Here is a 17,827-nt window from a genome sequence, read left to right as displayed (position 1 = left end):
AAAGTGAAAATGAATGTATAGACGTAGCACTGCTACGTCTCTTGGCTTTGTGGTAACGCATCATAAGCATAGCGATCGATGTCTAATAATATCTGTTTTTTCTAATTTTAAGAATTAGCAATAGGTGCGCTTTCAAGCGCACCTACGTTTTTCAAGCATGAAGGTTAGCTTGTTCTTGCAACCACGGATCTACAGGTTGTCCATCTTTGCGACGCAGTTCAATTTCAACTACCATCACTTCTTTGGAACCAGGGGGAGCGGGTTTTTTATGAAAAAAAATATCATAATCTGCTGGATTGTGCTGACGCTCTTTCAACCAATCTTGCACTTTTGTGGTGGCAAAAAATGATTGCCCTTGTTCAAACATGCTAGTAATCTGCATTTGTAGAGAGAAAGGATTTAATCTGCCCATTGTCTACTCCTTGATAAAAGTTTTCAATACAAGCCCAAATGCCATGTTATAATACTTCTTGTACGGCAGGGAGTGCCGGAATTCACGCTTGAGGAGCTAGTTGTAAGACTAGGATAACACTGAGAAAATCATGTGTGCCCAAGAAACCTAGACCCTTGTGGTTGAGGTACTTCACAATTTTTATGATCTGAAAGGGCAGGCATTTTGTCTGCCCTTAAAAATTTCTAGATATATCGCCGCATGAATCAAGACTATCATATTAAATTACTCCAAACTTAACTCGGAAGTAAAAATTGATTCGGTTGAGCTTTCTGTGCTGTAGCCCAAGGAGTAGATTCCTTGTTTGAGAGTTACAGTAATTGTTGAGTTGTAACTATCATGAGAATCCGCTACCACGATAGCTTTTGAGTTAATGATTTGAGCGATCGCATCCTTGGTAGTTAATGTGATAGTTGCATCCTTCGTTAGTTGAAATTTAGCATAATCTGATACATCATCAGCACCGATAGTTTCAGAGATGCGAATACCATTTCCCCCAGAACTGACGACGCCATTGTTCCAACTCAAGTTAGTTGTTGGGTAGATTTTCCCCATATTCCACCCAGTAGTTCTGCGATCGCCCATATCGAATTTTAAACCATCGCCAAGTAAACTGATTTCAGCTTCAGGATTGGTGGGGGTGTTGTCGTGAAAGTAGTTATAACCGTCAACCGTGGAGAAACTAAACGAAGTTGACCTGTCAACCCGCAGTTTTAACCGTTCAGACTGTCTGCCATTGTTTTGTAAGTCCAGCTTATCGCTAATTTTCTCCCAAGTTTGACTGCTAGACTTCCACCAACTCATCGATCCCTTTGTCAGACTTAAGTAGAGAGGTGTAAAAAAACAGAAGTATGTAACGAAAAGTAAAGTTGCCCAAAAACCTCTTTCCTTGTGCCTTTTCATTATCTTTTATTCCCCTAGTTTTTTAGCTATTATGCCTTTTTTGAATTTCTTCATGTATTTGGTTGATGTCGTGGAATTCTGGTCTGACATCAAAAATGTCTTTTCATAATATTGACTGTGGGAATAGAAATTTTTTTAAAGTTTATACCAGAAAAATGCTATTTTCTGGTAAATTTTTTCGAGCTTTTTCGAGGTTTTTATAAGTAATTTAACTTATATCTAGTGTAACTAAAAAGACTGTGTTAAACTAAGGCACTTGCTGTACTTGGCTTGTAGAGAGATTTAATAACCCGCAACTTAAGTTAATAAAATTTGCGATCGCATTACTTCCTCTAAAGGAAAAAATATGATACTTCCGTAAGTCCTATATATATTAAAGTTAAATATATGTGGAGGCATTTATGTCCCAAGCTCAAACACAAACCCAAGCTGAAGCAAAAATACATACCTTCGATGAATTTATCGAATGGTATCCAGAAAATTCAGAAGTACGCTACGAATTGCATGATGGGGTAATTGTTGAGATGCCAAAACCTAGAGGAAAGCATTCAAAATTATCAGGTTTTCTCATTGAAGAATTCCTGATAGCCATCAGAGAACTGGGTAAGCGGGGTATTTGGTTCATTCCCAAAGAATCGATTGTTAAGCCGAAGCGTGATAAATCGGGCTACGAACCAGACATCATTATTTTGAATGAAGAAACTATTGGCGATGAAAAGCGCTGGGAAACCGAATCAGTCATTGAAAATGCGACTTCGGTCAAATTAATAGTCGAGGTTGTTAGCACTAATTGGCGTGACGACTACTATGATAAACTTCGAGATTATGAAGAAATGGGTATTCCCGAATACTGGATTGTAGATTACGCAGCTTTGGGTGGACGTGATTTTATCGGTTATCCCAAACAAGCCGCAATTTTTGTATGTGAGCTAGTCGAAGGGGAATATGTAAAGACTTTGTTTAGGGGTAGCAATTTGATTATTTCTCCAACGTTTGGGCAATTAAACCTCACTGCTCAACAAATTTTCGATATTGTTTTGTAAGCAAAATTATCCCAAATTGAAATCATTCCTGATATAGCAGATACTTCATCTTACTATTATTAGGAAATGCTATATTATGTCAGGTTTATTGCCTGTATTGTAGAGACGTTATATGTAACGTCTCTAGAGGGTTTTAGAGTTATTATTTAATGGAGAAAGTGACGTACACCTGTCAACACCATCACCAAACCCAGTTCGTTTGCAGCTTTGATTGAGTCAGCATCTCGCAAGCTTCCTCCTGGTTGAACGATCGCACTAATTCCCTTCTGTGCAGCAAACTTGACCGAATCATCAAAAGGGAAAAATCCATCACTAGCTAAAATTGCACCTTTGGCTTTGTCTCCAGCTTGTTCTAAAGCAATTTTAACTGAACCGACGCGGTTCATTTGACCGGCGCCCACACCTAATGTCGTGCGATCGCTACTAACCACAATCGCGTTAGATTTAACGTGTTTGCAAACTTTCCAAGCAAACAGCAATTCTTCCAACTCTGTTTGCGTGGGTTGGCGATCGCTGACAATTTTCCATTGACTGGTATCAGCTATAATATCATCCGCAGCCTGCACGAGAAAACCCCCGGCGATCGCTTTCACTGTTTCTTTCGGTCCACTGCTCAAATCAGGTAAAATCAAAATTCGCACTTTAGATTTTGCCCCAAGAATACTTAATGCATCTTCATCACAACTTGGTGCAACTACACATTCTAAAAATGTCTTGGTTAACTCCCTAGCAGTCGCAGCATCAATGGTCCCGTTGAGCGCAACAATTCCCCCAAACGCCGAAGTTGCATCCGCATTAAAAGCTTTTTGATAAGCTTCGTTAAGATTGCTTCCCAAAGCCACACCACACGGATTAGTATGCTTAAGAATCGCCGCTGCGGGCGTGTCTGGAAATTCCGAAATTATCCGCCGTGCAGCTTCTAAATCAACTAAGTTGTTGTAACTAAGTTCTTTGCCTTGAAGTTTGCTAGCAGCTGCCCATCCGGTGGTCGTGTTTCCCGTTGCATACCAACCAGCGCTTTGATGGGGATTTTCGCCATAGCGCAGAGCTTGTAATTGTTTGCCAGAAAGGGTGAATTGTTCAGGTGTTGATTCGGTTTTCTGCTGCTGGCTGAGGTAGTCAGCGATGCTGGCGTCATAACTGGAAGTATGCAAAAAGCCTTTTAAAGCAGACTTTTGACGAAACTCTAGAGAAACTTCACCTTTATTTTCCCGCAATTGCTGCAAATAATTGTCATATTGAGCCGGATCGCATAAAACTGTGAGATGAGCAAAGTTTTTCGATGCCGCTCTCAACATTGCCGGACCGCCGATATCGATTTGTTCAACTGCTGCGGCTAAGGTTACATCAGGTTTCGCGATCGTTTCCTCAAAAGGATAAAGGTTAACCACGACCAAATCAATCGGGCGAATTTGGTTGTTTGCCAAATCAGTCAGATCCTCAGGCACATCCCGCCGTGCTAAGATTCCTCCATGAATTCGAGGATGCAGGGTTTTCACTCGACCGCCTAAAATTTCTGGTGAGCCTGTGTAATCGGCAACTTTTGTAACTGGCAATCCTGCATCAGCGATCGCTTTGGCTGTTCCCCCACTGCTGATTAAATCAAAGCCAAATTCTTCTACCAAGCTACGGGCAAGGTCAATTAAACCAGTTTTGTTAGATACACTCAGCAGTGCCAGACGCGCCATAATTCCCCAGTTTTCTTTCTAAGATGCACTTTATTCTACCGAAGAAAGGCATTCTTGAAGGGGAAAAAGGGAAAGGGGAAAGATTTCTCCCCTTGTCCCCCTTGTCCCCTTGTCCCCCTTGTCCCCTTGTCCCCCTTGTCCCCCAGTCCCCAGTCCCCAGTTTTTATTTTGACATCTGTGCATTTTTTCACTTGATTTTGGGAACTATAAATGAGGAAGCATAAACCACAAGGAATTGCTTCCTTATTCTTCACTCTTTCTCTCAAAGGATAGTTATGTCTAAAAGCCACTTGCTTAAGAGCCGTAGCGCAAACTTAGTTGCTCTAGAACCAGAAGTTGCGATCGCAGTGATTGGACTGTTCACTGCATCTGCTGATGATGAAGGTATCACCATTGCAGAAGAGTACGCTTTAAGTGAAATGCTTGGTGCTATTTCCCAATTTGAAGATTATTCTGATGATGATTTTCAACAGTTGACTGATAAAGTCTATAGCTTGCTTGAGGAAGAAGAAGCCCAAAATGTCATCGATCAAGCGATCGCATCTCTACCGAATCAAGATTATCGAGAAGCTGCATACATCACCGCGCTGACTGTGGTAGCGATTGATGATGAACTACCCCAAGCTGAAGAGGAATATCTTGCCGAACTTCAACAAGCTTTGAACATTTCAGATGAGCGGGCTGAAGAAATTATAGACGAGTTGTTTGGGGAAGAAGAGGAAGAAGAGGAATAATTCTTGGGGTTGCTGAATTCAAATCTGAAATCCTAATTTCTCTAATGAGACGTTCCGTCGGAACGTCTCTACAATAATATGTCTGATTCAACGCATAATAAAAGAGCGGTTGATGTCTAATTTATTAATATTACTTTTTTATAAACCTTTACCCTAACTTCACTAAAGAAGTAATATCTATGAATAGAGTTTAATCGCTGGAGAAAATATCTGTCGCGTGGAATTTATCACCTTTCCGCCAAAAATGGGGCAAATACCTAAAGGCTTAATTGTCACTTTGCACGGTTGGGGTGCAAATGCGGACGATCTAGCATCTTTATTACCCTTTTTTAATTTGCCAGATTATCAGTTTATTTTTCCCAATGCACCTTTTCCTTTTCCTAATTCCTCTGTTGGTAGAGCGTGGTATGACTTGAGAATGGAAAATATGTATCAGGGTTTGGCAGAAAGTCGGCAAATTCTTATAGATTGGTTGCAAACTTTAGAAAGTAGTACTGGCGTACCATTATCGCAAACAATTTTGAGTGGATTTTCTCAAGGTGGTGCCATGACTTTGGATGTGGGATTAACCTTGCCCCTAGCAGGTTTAATTTGTATGAGTGGATATTTGCATCCAGGTGCAGGAATCAATGTAGAGCGAAATATGAAGTCTCTACCGCCGGTTTTAATTACGCATGGCAGACAAGATACAGTGGTGCCATTGCAAGCTGCAATCAGGGCTAGGGAAACTCTGGAATCTTTAAAAGTTACCGTAGAATATCATGAATTTGATATGGGGCATGAAATTCGTCCAGAAATGTTAGATATATTACAGAATTTCGTGGTTAATATTTGATAGGCTCCCCACGGCTATAAGCTGGGGGATTTTAGGAAAACTGCTAAACCATTCCTGGTGCGATCGCTATCATTAATAGGGGGGTTTGTTGAAAACAAGCTCCGCCATCCATCTACTCCAGGTAATAAATGGTAGCATTAGTTGTTATTATTAATATTCTAATTTCCTTAATACTACTTTATATCGCTCGGCAAGTGTGGAAATTGAAACAGCGGTTGGCGAATATGGCGAATCGGTTAACTGTTCTTGAACGCTGCACTCATGCGGTACTTGACAAAGCACCGTCCAATATTTCTATCCGACAGCAAAATATTCATAACTTGCGGCAGGGAAACCAGTCGATACAAGTACAAATTCAACAAGTGCGGCAAATATTCAGCTTGCTGCTTGTTGGACAGCAAATCCAGCGGCGCTATTTTGTCAAACTTGGGTTAGGAACAAAACATAACAAAAAGATCGTAGTAAAATCAACTAATAAATAAAGGCAACAATTCCAGCGGATATATTGTCACTTAAAAAAATAAGTAAAATTATTTTGACTTGCAAGGCGTGAAAACCTACCTAAAATGGGTGTAAGGAGAAAAATAAGAAGATGTCTAACAACCGTTCTGGAATATTTATTGGCGGTTTGATGCTGGGAGCTACCATCGGTGCTTTGACCGGTTTGCTCGCAGCTCCACGCACTGGGCGCGAAACGCGGAAAATATTGAAGAAATCTGCCGATGCTTTGCCAGAATTGGCAGAAGATTTATCAACAAGCGTCCAGATTCAGGCAGATCGTCTTTCTAGCAGCGCATTGAAAAACTGGGATGAGACATTGGATCGACTGCGAGATGCGATCGCCTCCGGGATAGATGCAACTGTGCGAGAAAACCAAGTCTTGAAGCAAAAAAGCGCACAAGAAAACCGAAGCGCGGCTTCAGTGCAATTAGAAAATTCCAATTCTCTTCCTTCAACTCTAGATCGCTCATAGATAGCATAACTGTGATTGACCCCCTGTTTTGGCTGGGACTATCGATTCTTCTCGTCGCCGTTAGTTTAACTGCTGTTTTAGTAGCGGCTATACCAGCTTTGCAGGAGTTAGCTAGAGCCGCTCGCAGTGCTGAAAAATTATTTGATACCCTCTCACGAGAGTTACCACCGACTCTAAATGCTATCCGCACCACTGGCATGGAAATTACTGACTTAACTGATGATGTCAGTGAAGGTGTCAAAAGTGCTAGTCAAGTCGTTCAACAAGTTGATCAAAGCCTGGATAGTGCTAAAAAGCAAGCGCAAAACGTTCAAATAGGTACGCGCAGCATATTTGTTGGCGTGAAAGCAGCTTGGAAAACCTTTACACGCCAAAAATCTCCCAGACGACAAGTTGACCGTTTCTCAGCAGGTGCTTCATCACCGCTCACGTCGCGAGAACGTGAAGCCAAGAGGCAACGCAGCCGCAATGACAACGGTTACAACGACGCTGCTAGCTGGGATTTTAATGATGAAGATTCGTTGCCGAAATCCACTGCCGCTGAGGAATGGTCTGAGCAAGATTGACACTCCCCGGCATAAATGCACGGGGATTCTGTAATCTACGTCAGAATTTGCTCTAGCAGGCTTGCGCCAACTAGCGTAGAGATTCCGACTCCTACAGCGTTACTTCGGGACTGCCCGTCCCTAGCTTGTTTTCCAAGTTTCAGAATATTCACCGCAGCGTTAACATCTCTATGCAACTCACATCCACAAGCGCAATTATGGGTACGAGTTGATAGAGATTTTTTGACAATTACACCGCAACTACTACACTTTTGAGACGTGTAATGAGGTGGTACAGCTACAGCTAACTTGTCAAACTTGAGTGCGAAATATTCTAACCATTGCCTGAACAAAGACCAACTAGCATCACTAATTGATTTTGCCAAACAATGATTTTTGAGCATATTAGAAACTCTTAAATCTTCGTAGGCTACTAGGTCGTTAGACCTGACTACGCAACGTGCAATTCTCTTTGCATGTTCTATACGTTGCCTACTTACTCTTAAGTGTTTTTTGGCGTAGACTTTCCTTGCCTTGTGTCTACCCGATGACATGATTACCTTTTTGTAAATACGTCTTTGAGCTTTTTTGATTGATGTTTCAGCTTTTCTCAAAAACTTTGGGTTAGGTTCATGATGTCCATTGCTATCAGAATAGAACGACTCTATCCCAACGTCTAAACCTATTTCTTGTCCGGTTTTAGGCTGAATGTCTACAACATCAATGACTATACAGAATTGAGCGTAATACCCATCTGCGCGACGGATTAGACGAACTCTGTTAATGTCTTTGATATTGTACGTTTGCAAGTCCCATTTCCCTAAAAGTTTTAACTCACCAATACCTTTTTTATCGGTAAAAGTGATGCGTCTTTTAGTCTCATGCAACCGCCATCCTGATGTTTTATACTCAACTGAACGACAATCTTTTTGAAATCTTGGGAACCCTTTTTTACCAGGCTTGCTAAATTTGCAATTGTCGTAAAACTTAGATATAGCAGCCCATCCACGTTCTGCGGCAGCTTGGCAAGCCATTGAATTTAAGTCAGTAACGAAGGTAAAATCTTTGCGAAGTTGGGTGGAATATTTGTTAAGCGCAAATTTGTCAACTTTTAATTCTCTGTCAGCATCCATCCAATATCTAATCGCTTTATTGCGGATGAATTGGGTGGTACGAATAGCATCATCGATAGCTGTGTACTGAGCTTTTTTGCCTTTAACTTTGTATTCCAGAACCAGCATTGCTTTAACCTTGCTACTCCGCCTTCACTTGTTTTCGACCTGCTTATATATTAACATCAAAGTAACGCCAACGGTTGACATAATGAAAACTAAAAGATTAAACGTAAGAATGACTGACCGCAGATACTATAAGCTTGTCTTATTATCAACTGAACTAGACAGAACTATCAGCAGTATGCTTGATGAATGGATCGACTCTCTCCCCGATCCGAAAATACCTGAAGGCAGGGTAAACCCTGCTCAATAGCCTTCATCCCCTGTCTGAAGCACGAAAAGCGCAACTGCGTTGCTGTTTCTCAGGGGTTTTCGGCATCTACCTTATAAAGTTAAAAAAATATTGACTTTTTGTCTAAATTGTGATTTTAGCTAATTTTCGACGCTTTGCCTATGCAGTCAGCTTTCGCTTCTAATTTTTCCCCAAAAATGAGGATGTGAAACAATGCTTTGATCTACACCCTTAGATTAGAGTAAAGTAAACAAGTGTAAAGAAGTATCACTTTTGCCGTATTCTTTTAAAACAACTTCTTCACGTCTACTGTTGAAAATTGTATAAAAACGTCCATGCAGAATTGTTTTTGGCGACGAATTCTGGTATCGATTACTGTATTTTTCTTGGTTGGCTCAATTTGGGTGATGCATTCCCCAAGCGCACTGGCTTATAACAATCCTGAGTTACTACCTGACAAACCAACCCCAGTTGTAGACTTAGCCAAAACTCTGACCGACATTCAAGAAGAACAGCTTGTCAATGACCTAAATCAATTTCAAGCCGAAACCGGCTGGAAACTGAGAGTTTTGACTCAATATGACCGCACCCCAGGTCGCGCAGTAATTAAATTTTGGGGTTTGGATGACAAAAGCATTTTGCTAGTTGCGGATTCCCGTGGGGGTAACATCCTCAGCTTTAGTGTTGGGGATGCAGTTTATGAACTTCTACCGCGCACTTTTTGGATAGAATTACAAACCCGCTTCGGTAATTTGTACTTTGTCCGAGAAGAAGGTGAAGACCAAGCCATTCTCCAAGCCTTACAATCAGTTAAAGGCTGTTTGCTTAAAGGTGGTTGCATTGCCGTTCCCGGATTACCACGAGAGCAGTGGATTCTCACCCTAATTAGCTCAGTAGTTGGTGGGGTAATTTGTGGATTTGCAGGTCAACCCCGCAGTGAAAAACAAGGTTTTGCTTGGCAATGGGCTTTAATTTTCTCACCTTTGTGGGGTATTTTGTTTATTGCCTTTGGTATTGGACCTGTAGTAACGCGGACGCACGAGTGGCTACCTATAGTTCGTAATATCTCTGGTTTTCTCATTGGTGCGTTAGTTGCCTATCTCTCAATTGTTTTCAGCCGGTCTTCTCCTAGTGCTGAGTCCTAAGTGCTGAGTTGTAAAGACGCGATCGGTCGCGTCTTTACGAATTATGAATTTTTAATTAATTGCTCACTCCTGACCATTGACCATTGACCATTGATTTTTGACCATTGACTTTTGACTCCTAACTCTCTATTACTGATAAGCTGTAAGCTGAAAGCTCTAGAGAAGCTGATACCGATGGAATGGCACCTAACTGATGCTCAAAGTTTGGCAATTATTGATAGTGAAATTGGCGAACATGTCTTTTCACCCGCAGAGTATGAAATTGTCCGACGGGTAATTTATGCGACAGCTGACTTTGAGTATAAGTCTTTGATTCGTTTTTCTGAGCGTGCTTTGCAAGCGGGAGCAGCAGCACTAGCGGCACGTACCACGATTGTTGTAGATGTACCAATGGTACAAGTGGGTATCGCACAACACATTCAAAATACTTTTGCCAATCCGGTGTATTGCAGCATGGAAGCGCTGACGCGTCCCCAAAAAGACAAAACTCGTGTTGCCTGGGGAATTGAAACTTTAGCTAAACGTTACCCAGAAGGCATTTATATTGTCGGTCAAGCGCAAACCGCTCTCACAGCACTAGTTGATTTAATTGAAGCGGAAGAAATTCGACCAGCTTTAATCATCGCTACCCCAGCCGGATTTGTAAATGTGGATTCTGCTAAAGAACGTTTGCAAGATTCTCTCGTACCTAATATTACACTTGATAGTCGCAAAGGTAATGCTGTAATTGCAGCAGCGATCGCCGACGGTCTGGTAGATTTAGCTTGGCAGGCTTACGGGCAGAACGCAAATAAGGTAAATTAAAAAATTAACCTTTAGACATCTCCATAAAAGACATAGAGACGTAGCATTGCTACCTCTCTACAAGGGTTTCGGGAAACGCATAATTAATTTCTGGAGATATCTTTGTTGAATTTTAATACAGATTCTAACCGCCAACCATATGCAATTATTCTTAACAATTTTTTATGTAAAACTTAACCAAGCGAATACATCTGCAACTGATAATTGCCAGTCTCCTAATACACTAAGAACTGGTAAAATATCTTGTCCTTCTTTAATTTCTGGTAGTTGGTTAGGTTGAAAAACCATTACAGATTCATCTTCGGGGTCAAGAAACCAACCTAGCTTTGTACCATTTTGGATAGAAAATGTAATTTTACGGATAACTCGGTTTGGAGATTGTTCGGGAGAAAGAATTTCAATTATCCAATCTGGATAAATTTCAAATTTATTAGCTACTCTGCCTTTGGCATCAAGAGGAATTCTTTCCCATTCAAACACAGCAATATCTGGAACTAAAGAGCGTCCCGCAAATGTACAGCGTAATTCAGTAAAAGCATAAGCTAATTTTTGTTGTTTACCAACTTGATTGATGGCAGAGACTAATTCGGTTTGAATTGTACTATGTTTTCCCTGTGGCATTGGCTTTTGGTAGATGCGTCCGTCGATATATTCACTAGCCGGTTTTGTTTCTGACAATTTCAGAAACTTTTCTAGCGAAAGGTTTGAAGATACCTGAGTTGATAGCATAATCAGCAATTACTCCTTAAAACCTTGAGTTTTTAGGGTGCGCTCTTCGTAGTAACGCACCCTACATTAATAAAGCGATCAAAGAGCGATTACCCACCCCGATTATTAAACTTTAAACTTTTCGGTAATCCGTTTCCTCGCTTCTTCCACGTTCTCCCGGCTATTAAATGCCGAAATCCGATTTCAACCGCCAGCCATCTGCAATTATTCTTAACAATTTTTTATGTAAAACTCAACCAAGCGAATACATCTGCAACAGATAATTGCCAGTCTCTTAATACACTGAGAACTGGTAAAATATCTTGTCCTTCTTTAATTTCTGGTAGTTGGTTAGGTTGAAAAATCATTACAGATTCATCTTCGGGGTCAAGAAACCAACCTAGCTTTGTACCATTTTGTATAGAAAATGTAATTTTACGGATAACTCGGTTTGGAGATTGTTCGGGAGAAAGAATTTCAATTATCCAATCTGGATAAATTTCAAATTTATTAGCTACTCTGCCTTTGGCATCAAGAGGAATTCTTTCCCATTCAAACACAGCAATATCTGGAACTAAAGAGCGTCCCGCAAATGTGCAGCGTAATTCTGGAAATGCATAAGCTATTTTTTGATTGATTGCAATCTGATTAATAGCAGTAGCTAAACGAATTTGAATTGTACTATGTTTTCCCTGTGCCATTGGCTTTTGGTAGATGCGTCCGTCGATATATTCACTAGCCGGTTTTGTTTCGGGTAATTTCAGAAACTCTTCTAGCGAAAGGTTTGAAGATACCTGAGTTGATAACATAATCAGCAATTACTCCTTAAAACCTTGAGTTTGTAGGGTGCGCTCTTCGTAGTAACGCACCCTACATTAATAGAGCGATCGCCCACCCCAAATTTCTACATTTTAAACTTCTCGGTTATCCGTTTCATCGCCTCTTCTACGTTTTCCCGACTATTAAATGCCGAAATCCGAAAGTAACCTTCACCCGCAGCACCAAAACCAGAACCGGGTGTTCCCACAACGTTTACAGTTTGCAACAATTTATCGAAGAAATCCCAACTCGACAAATTATTAGGTGTTTTCACCCAGACGTAAGGCGCATTTATGCCGCCATAGACCTGCAATCCGGCTGCTGTCAGTTGCTTGCGAATTATTTTCGCATTTTCCATATAAAACTTGACAAGTGCCTTAGTTTGTGCTATCCCTTCCTCGGAGTAAACTGCCTCCGCTCCCCGTTGGACAATATAAGACACTCCATTAAACTTAGTAGATTGGCGGCGATTCCACAACTTCCACAGTTCCACATCAGAACCATCAGCAGCTTTGCCTTTCAGTGTCTTCGGCACAACCGTTAAGGCACAACGAGTACCCGTAAAGCCGGCATTTTTGGAGAAAGAGCGAAACTCGATCGCACAATCTCTTGCACCTTCAATTTCATAAATCGAGTGGGGAATCTGAGAATCGGTGATAAACGCTTCGTAAGCTGCATCAAAGAAGATGATCGAGTTATGAGATTTAGCATAATCCACCCAAGCCTTGAGATGTTCTTTACTAGCAGTTGCCCCGGTGGGATTATTGGGAAAGCAAAGATAAATTAAATCGATTTTCTTGTCAGGAATTTCGGCAGTAAAGTTATTCTCAGCCGTAATTGGCAGATAGACAAAGCCTTCAAATTCACCTTTATCATTAGCTTCTCCCGTATGTCCAGCCATGACATTGGTATCTACATACACCGGATAAACAGGATCGGTGACAGCGATCGCATTATCATTACCAAAGATATCCAGAATATTGCCCGTGTCGCACTTAGAACCGTCAGAAATGAAAATTTCCGATGCATCAACCTCACATCCGCGAGATTGAAAGTCATGTAAAGCAATTTTCTCTCGCAACCAGGCATAACCTTGTTCCGGACCATAGCCTTTAAAGGTAGAGCGCTCGCCCATTTCTTCGACAGCTTTAATCATAGCTGTGCGACAAGCTTCAGGTAAAGGTTCGGTGACATCACCAATACCTAACCGAATGATATTTGCATCACTGTTTGCCTCCGCGAAAGCATTGACTCGTCGAGCAATTTCGGGGAATAGATAGCCTGCTTTGAGCTTAAGGTAATTGTTGTTAATTTTTGCCATAGTAGATTGCGACAAACACCGTATACGATAGATATCAGCCAGGGAGTGCGTGACGTTAGTGGAACCTCAATATTGTGCAACATTATTCACTCTAGTACTTTAACCAATTCCCTAAACAGTAACTTAGCAGCCTTGGCGGAGATGCGCGATCGCGCAAATTATCATATCGCTTGCTTTCGCGTTCACCACACAACCAACCCCAGAGCAAAGGCACGTCACCATCAATTGCCCGCCGGGAATTTACATGTGCGATTTCGGGGAACTGCCAAGCTAAATCCTGACGCAAGCGATTAATGATTGGGCTTTGCACTCGATTGAGGTGAGCAAGCCTCAGCACCAGTTCTCTGATGCGGGTTGTAGTGAAGTCCCTGATTTGGACAAAGCGCCTGGGGGAGTCGCAATAATCAAAGTAGTAACAAGCGAGTGCGAGGGCGTCTGCGTCATCATCCTTGTCTGGTAAATTTAAATGGTGTTCCCGATAATTTCTCATTTCTTTATGTCCGACTAAACGCACCTCAACCCCGGCGCGGGCAAGGTGCGTACCCCAAAGACGCGAGTAATTTACCCCCGTTGGCTCCATAATTGCAATGTCCGGTTTTAGCGCCAACAGTGCTTTTATTCCTGCACTGTTGGCGCTAAACAATTTAAACGGACATTCGTAATAAAAATGCCGTGGGTCATTCGGCTTACTTTCGAGTAAGCACGCAGAAACTGAGGACTTGCTAACATCAAGTCCCAAAATTCTTTTATTCTGTTGCATTGGGCGTGGTTGTTTGTGTAACCGATATTCCTCGTACAAGAGCCTGCGAATCACCCAAAGGCACTTAGCCTAACTCACTCTCAAGGCTGTAAACAACTTTGGCAAGGGCGTACTAGGATGAATTTAATTACTTTAATGCCCGATTTGTGAGCGCGGTAACGGTATTTAACGACCAAGGAAAGGTAAGCGGTAATTGTGATAGTTGCTTAGTCAGTGGGTGTCAGATAATCGCAACAACTGAAAGTGGAGTGGTTTATAGAAGCGAGAAGGGGACTAAGTGCAGCTTTGAAATAGCTTCCGATGAAAATTGCCCCCCAGACCATGTTCGTTGTGAAACCAATGCTTATCCTGGCTATTGCTGTGTACCGTGTAAAAGTACTGCTAATAAAATAAATAGTTTAGCTAATAAAATCAGGTGAAACTATGGCTGATTGTAAAGAAATTGATGCAGCCTTGGCTAACTTGGCAGCAAAGATTGATGGCTTGGAGAGGAGACAGAGGGAGTGCTGTGATAACAAAGATAAAAACCCCAAAGATAATGACTTGTCAGAATTAAGAAAACGATTAGATGCTATAGAAAAATACATCAATAAACTAGACGAAGAGATTAAGTTAATCACCGACAAGGTAAAAGAAATTGGCGGATTTTTTGGTGATTTATTAGATTCTGCTGATGGTATTTTAAATAAACTATTTAGCTCGATAACCATGTTTACTAACTTATTCAATTTGTTTAAATAATATGGGTGTACCACCAAGTCCGGCTACAAAAGCACTATTAGAGCAAGGTTTAAATGTTGTTGGTAGAGTTGTTAAAACAAGCAAATACAAGTTTGCAGATTGGAATATAAAATTACCAAAGGGTACAACGAAACTACCCGATGCGGAATTTAAAAAGCTTAGTAGAGCGGCGACTTTCTTTAGGGAAGGGTATTTCACCACACAGGATATAAAAAAGATTCAAACAGAAGCGAGGCTTGCTAAAGAAGCTCAAAAAGCAGCCAAAGAAGCGACAAAATTAGCGAAGGAAAGCACGAAATTAGCGAAGGAGAGTAAAAAATTATTAGATAAGACAAAAAAAGTAGCAGAAGATAGCAAGAAAGTAATAGATACTGTTTTAAAGAAAGTTCCCGGCGCAAATACAGCAGCTAAAGCTTTAGGCGCTAGTAACATGCTCGGTGCTTTAGCGATTATGGGAGCGCAAGCCGGAATAACTGCCTTTGCTGCCTGGGTATCTAATTTTGTACAAGATACTCAAGATAAAAATAATAATTTAATCAGCGAAGATTTAACCAAGCTCAACGGAAGAGCTTTAGCTAATACAGCTTTAATTCGTAAGCAACAAGAGCAGATAAATAAAGCTGAACTAGAGAACCAAAAAGTTAGAGATAGGATTTATGGACTTGAAAAACAGCAGCCTGCAATTAGAGATTCAATCGCAGATGCCAAGAAAAAATCAAATGATGCGCTGTATGAAACCCGCGCAGGGCGAACTAAACTAGAAGCTGAAATTGCAGACGCCAAGAAAAAATCAAATGATGCGCTCTATGAAACTCGCGCTGGACGAACTAAATTAGAAGATAAAATCGCTAATGTTCAATCGCAGATTAATAAATTTACTCAAGGTGCTACAAGTAATTTTCAATCAAAGATTGAAGTAACAATTGGAATCATTCAAGGTAGATTAAATACAACTGAAAATAAGATTACTAATCTGGAAAAAGCTAAACCAACGCTTCAAGATAAAGTCATTCAAACTATTCAAGATAGTGTTAAAAAAGTTAGTGTTGATTTAGCTCCTGCTTTAACCAAATTAGCTCAACTAGAAAAAGTTCCGGCACAAGTTCAATCCCTACAATCTCAAATAAAAACAATTGAAACGGAACATCCCAAACGATGGGGAATAACAGTAACACAAGCTGAAGTCAGGCAAGCAACCATTACTAAATCTACGGATAGCGCGACTAGAACTTATGTAGAAAGAAAGCTTGCACAAGTCACTGAGAGCCAGTTTAGTGCTACCGAGTGGGTAGGCAGATATGGGGCAAAAACCGCTGATTTAGTTACTAGTGGTGTTGATCGCTTGTATAAAAATGATGAGGTATTATCCGGCGGAATTGCAGCCGTAGCAACCAACGTAGATCAACGCATCGCAAAACTTGAACAGCAAGGATTGCAAGTTTCAGATCCGGCTGTTGGCGGGCTAATTAAAAGTGTAAACAATTTGCGAACTGATTTAGAGCAAGTAAAAGTAAACGAGAAAAAAATCGGGGCTGATATTGGTGCCTTAACGACAAAAATCAAAGAACAAGAGAAAGTGAACCAGCAAGCTATTCCCAAACTCGACCAAATATTAGGACTAATTCCTTTGATTCCCGCACGGGCTGCTGCTGCAATCCGCCCCGATATCCCCACTATTCCGCAAATCGAAACAGCAAGCGCTACAGGAACTTGTCGAACTTTGCAGCCTGGGGGATGTGGTGCCAAAGCTCTAAATGACTTGGGCAGTGGAGTCAATCAAAATACTAACAATCAATCAAATAATTTATTTGACAAGTTAAACGCAGGCGCAAACGCTGCCCAATTAGCATTATTAAAAATAATTGATAACAAGCTTGGCAAGCAAATTACCGGAGGCATTAGTGGTAAATTAGTCGATGGTTTTAAATGGCTGCAACTAGATAGAGTTTTGGGGGTACTAACCTTTGCCGCTACAGTGCAAAATCATCTAATGCTCTCTAATGATATTGGACAAACATTAATAGGTGCATTTACTAACGTTCTTAACTTCCTTGGACTAAAGGATGACCAAGGCAAAAATTTTTGATGTCACTGAGATAATTAATTCTAGTGTTGCAAACTTTTCGTAAAATCTATTGTTGGGGCTGAAAAATTACGCGACTATACTCGGCAGCGTGGGCACACTCTAACAGACTTTATCAAGCCACAACTGATCACTTTGCGTTCCTGATGATGACATTGATTTACTTGCTGTAGAAATTGATGTCTATGCCAGCGATGAAGAATTCGCTGGCATGATCGGATGTAATAAAGCGGCAAGAGAATGGCTGGAGAATCGAATCTCTACAGCCGACTACTGCGACAAGCTGCAATTACATGGCATAAAAGACCCTTTGGAAATTGTGGGCGAATTTTGCGATCACATTGAATTAATAATGTACCGAGGGGTATAAGTGACCAGGAATTTACAGCTGGGGATAGAAAGTAGTTGGGCTTTGCAATATAGTGATTCTTTCCCTGCTGTAACTTACTTGAACGATTCCGCAGGGAAACCAATTTATGAAAAGATAACTGAAATAATTGTCCCAGTTGTGTTTGATAAACCTATTATTGCCGTGTCTGTCGCTACCACTATTCCTGTAGGCAAGATTTGGAAGTATGCAGGTTACTTGAGCCGCAGTCTTACGACTGGCTTAGGCTCAAGCTTTACAGGAGAACGTGAGAGATTGTTTTTAGGGAAATTCAATTTAATAGTTTTTGCAGATTTAAACATTAATTATTTTGTTTCTATCCAGGTTCCCAAATGGTTTATTAGCGCCAATATTTCTATCTATCAATACGAAATTAATTATGAAAATTGACGTCAACAATGCTTTTACTGTTATTTCTT

19 protein-coding genes and 1 pseudogene are annotated in these 17,827 nt (G+C 40.9%); 12 read left to right on the top strand and 8 right to left on the bottom strand.

Annotated features, from left to right (window positions below):
- Window positions 1–151 precede the first annotated feature (151 nt).
- Complete coding sequence (locus TOL9009_RS0110075) at window positions 152–412, bottom strand: hypothetical protein (RefSeq protein ID WP_029632693.1); 261 nt, start codon at window positions 410–412, stop codon at window positions 152–154.
- Window positions 413–676: 264 nt separating this feature from the next.
- The gene (locus TOL9009_RS0110070; RefSeq protein ID WP_029632692.1) at window positions 677–1,255 is read right to left on the bottom strand and encodes a hypothetical protein; all 579 of its coding nucleotides are present in this window, start codon (window positions 1,253–1,255) and stop codon (window positions 677–679) included.
- A gap of 500 nt (window positions 1,256–1,755) precedes the next feature.
- Between TOL9009_RS0110070 and TOL9009_RS0110065 the strand changes: the two genes are divergently transcribed.
- Window positions 1,756–2,397, top strand: a complete 642-nt coding sequence (locus TOL9009_RS0110065; protein ID WP_029632691.1) for a Uma2 family endonuclease — start codon at window positions 1,756–1,758, stop codon at window positions 2,395–2,397.
- Window positions 2,398–2,543: 146 nt separating this feature from the next.
- Here the strand turns inward: TOL9009_RS0110065 and purH are convergent, their stop codons facing one another.
- A complete protein-coding gene (purH, locus tag TOL9009_RS0110060) occupies window positions 2,544–4,085 on the bottom strand; it encodes a bifunctional phosphoribosylaminoimidazolecarboxamide formyltransferase/IMP cyclohydrolase (RefSeq protein ID WP_029632690.1) in 1,542 nt (513 codons plus the stop codon).
- Window positions 4,086–4,360: 275 nt separating this feature from the next.
- Between purH and TOL9009_RS0110050 the strand changes: the two genes are divergently transcribed.
- From TOL9009_RS0110050 to TOL9009_RS0110030, 5 genes are all read left to right on the top strand, one after another.
- On the top strand, window positions 4,361–4,819 hold the full coding sequence (locus tag TOL9009_RS0110050) for a tellurite resistance TerB family protein (protein WP_029632688.1): 459 nt from the start codon (window positions 4,361–4,363) through the stop codon (window positions 4,817–4,819).
- Window positions 4,820–5,063: 244 nt separating this feature from the next.
- Window positions 5,064–5,654: an alpha/beta hydrolase gene (locus tag TOL9009_RS0110045; RefSeq protein WP_051503087.1), complete on the top strand. Its 591-nt coding sequence runs from the start codon at window positions 5,064–5,066 to the stop codon at window positions 5,652–5,654.
- Window positions 5,655–5,782: 128 nt separating this feature from the next.
- Window positions 5,783–6,136 (top strand): hypothetical protein, encoded by a 354-nt coding sequence (locus tag TOL9009_RS0110040; RefSeq protein ID WP_029632686.1) that lies wholly within the window; start codon window positions 5,783–5,785, stop codon window positions 6,134–6,136.
- A gap of 110 nt (window positions 6,137–6,246) precedes the next feature.
- Window positions 6,247–6,627 (top strand): YtxH domain-containing protein, encoded by a 381-nt coding sequence (locus TOL9009_RS0110035; protein ID WP_029632685.1) that lies wholly within the window; start codon window positions 6,247–6,249, stop codon window positions 6,625–6,627.
- Between the two features lie 11 nt (window positions 6,628–6,638).
- Window positions 6,639–7,193 (top strand): DUF948 domain-containing protein, encoded by a 555-nt coding sequence (locus tag TOL9009_RS0110030; RefSeq protein ID WP_029632684.1) that lies wholly within the window; start codon window positions 6,639–6,641, stop codon window positions 7,191–7,193.
- A gap of 35 nt (window positions 7,194–7,228) precedes the next feature.
- On the opposite strand, the gene TOL9009_RS0110025 is transcribed toward TOL9009_RS0110030, so the two are convergent.
- A complete protein-coding gene (locus TOL9009_RS0110025) occupies window positions 7,229–8,413 on the bottom strand; it encodes an RNA-guided endonuclease InsQ/TnpB family protein (protein WP_029632683.1) in 1,185 nt (394 codons plus the stop codon).
- A gap of 561 nt (window positions 8,414–8,974) precedes the next feature.
- Between TOL9009_RS0110025 and TOL9009_RS0110020 the strand changes: the two genes are divergently transcribed.
- Together TOL9009_RS0110020 and TOL9009_RS0110015 are read left to right on the top strand one after the other, a co-directional pair.
- Window positions 8,975–9,784, top strand: coding sequence for a TPM domain-containing protein (locus TOL9009_RS0110020; protein ID WP_029632682.1), 810 nt, complete (start codon window positions 8,975–8,977; stop codon window positions 9,782–9,784).
- A 174-nt stretch (window positions 9,785–9,958) separates the two neighbouring features.
- Complete coding sequence (locus TOL9009_RS0110015; RefSeq protein WP_029632681.1) at window positions 9,959–10,588, top strand: precorrin-8X methylmutase; 630 nt, start codon at window positions 9,959–9,961, stop codon at window positions 10,586–10,588.
- Window positions 10,589–10,750: 162 nt separating this feature from the next.
- On the opposite strand, the gene TOL9009_RS0110010 is transcribed toward TOL9009_RS0110015, so the two are convergent.
- The 4 genes and pseudogenes from TOL9009_RS0110010 to TOL9009_RS38765 all read right to left on the bottom strand — a co-directional run.
- A complete protein-coding gene (locus TOL9009_RS0110010) occupies window positions 10,751–11,320 on the bottom strand; it encodes a Uma2 family endonuclease (RefSeq protein ID WP_029632680.1) in 570 nt (189 codons plus the stop codon).
- 218 nt (window positions 11,321–11,538) lie between these two features.
- A complete protein-coding gene (locus TOL9009_RS0110005; RefSeq protein WP_029632679.1) occupies window positions 11,539–12,108 on the bottom strand; it encodes a Uma2 family endonuclease in 570 nt (189 codons plus the stop codon).
- Between the two features lie 92 nt (window positions 12,109–12,200).
- The gene (locus tag TOL9009_RS0110000) at window positions 12,201–13,436 is read right to left on the bottom strand and encodes an LL-diaminopimelate aminotransferase (RefSeq protein ID WP_029632678.1); all 1,236 of its coding nucleotides are present in this window, start codon (window positions 13,434–13,436) and stop codon (window positions 12,201–12,203) included.
- Between the two features lie 154 nt (window positions 13,437–13,590).
- Window positions 13,591–14,196: pseudogene (locus tag TOL9009_RS38765) on the bottom strand (IS110 family transposase); the annotation flags it as partial.
- Window positions 14,197–14,619: 423 nt separating this feature from the next.
- Between TOL9009_RS38765 and TOL9009_RS0109990 the strand changes: the two are divergent.
- From TOL9009_RS0109990 to TOL9009_RS38755, 4 genes are all read left to right on the top strand, one after another.
- Window positions 14,620–14,937 (top strand): hypothetical protein, encoded by a 318-nt coding sequence (locus tag TOL9009_RS0109990; protein WP_029632677.1) that lies wholly within the window; start codon window positions 14,620–14,622, stop codon window positions 14,935–14,937.
- A gap of 1 nt (window position 14,938) precedes the next feature.
- The gene (locus tag TOL9009_RS0109985) at window positions 14,939–17,023 is read left to right on the top strand and encodes a hypothetical protein (protein ID WP_029632676.1); all 2,085 of its coding nucleotides are present in this window, start codon (window positions 14,939–14,941) and stop codon (window positions 17,021–17,023) included.
- Between the two features lie 208 nt (window positions 17,024–17,231).
- A complete protein-coding gene (locus tag TOL9009_RS47115) occupies window positions 17,232–17,390 on the top strand; it encodes a hypothetical protein (protein ID WP_186227526.1) in 159 nt (52 codons plus the stop codon).
- Complete coding sequence (locus TOL9009_RS38755) at window positions 17,391–17,798, top strand: hypothetical protein (protein WP_051502861.1); 408 nt, start codon at window positions 17,391–17,393, stop codon at window positions 17,796–17,798. It begins immediately after the preceding gene.
- Window positions 17,799–17,827 lie beyond the last annotated feature (29 nt).

Source organism: [Scytonema hofmanni] UTEX 2349, assembly GCF_000582685.1.
GTDB lineage: Bacteria > Cyanobacteriota > Cyanobacteriia > Cyanobacteriales > Nostocaceae > Hassallia > Hassallia hofmanni.
Note: the sequence above shows the minus strand (reverse complement) of the source record. Positions and strands in the feature narration are given on the sequence as shown.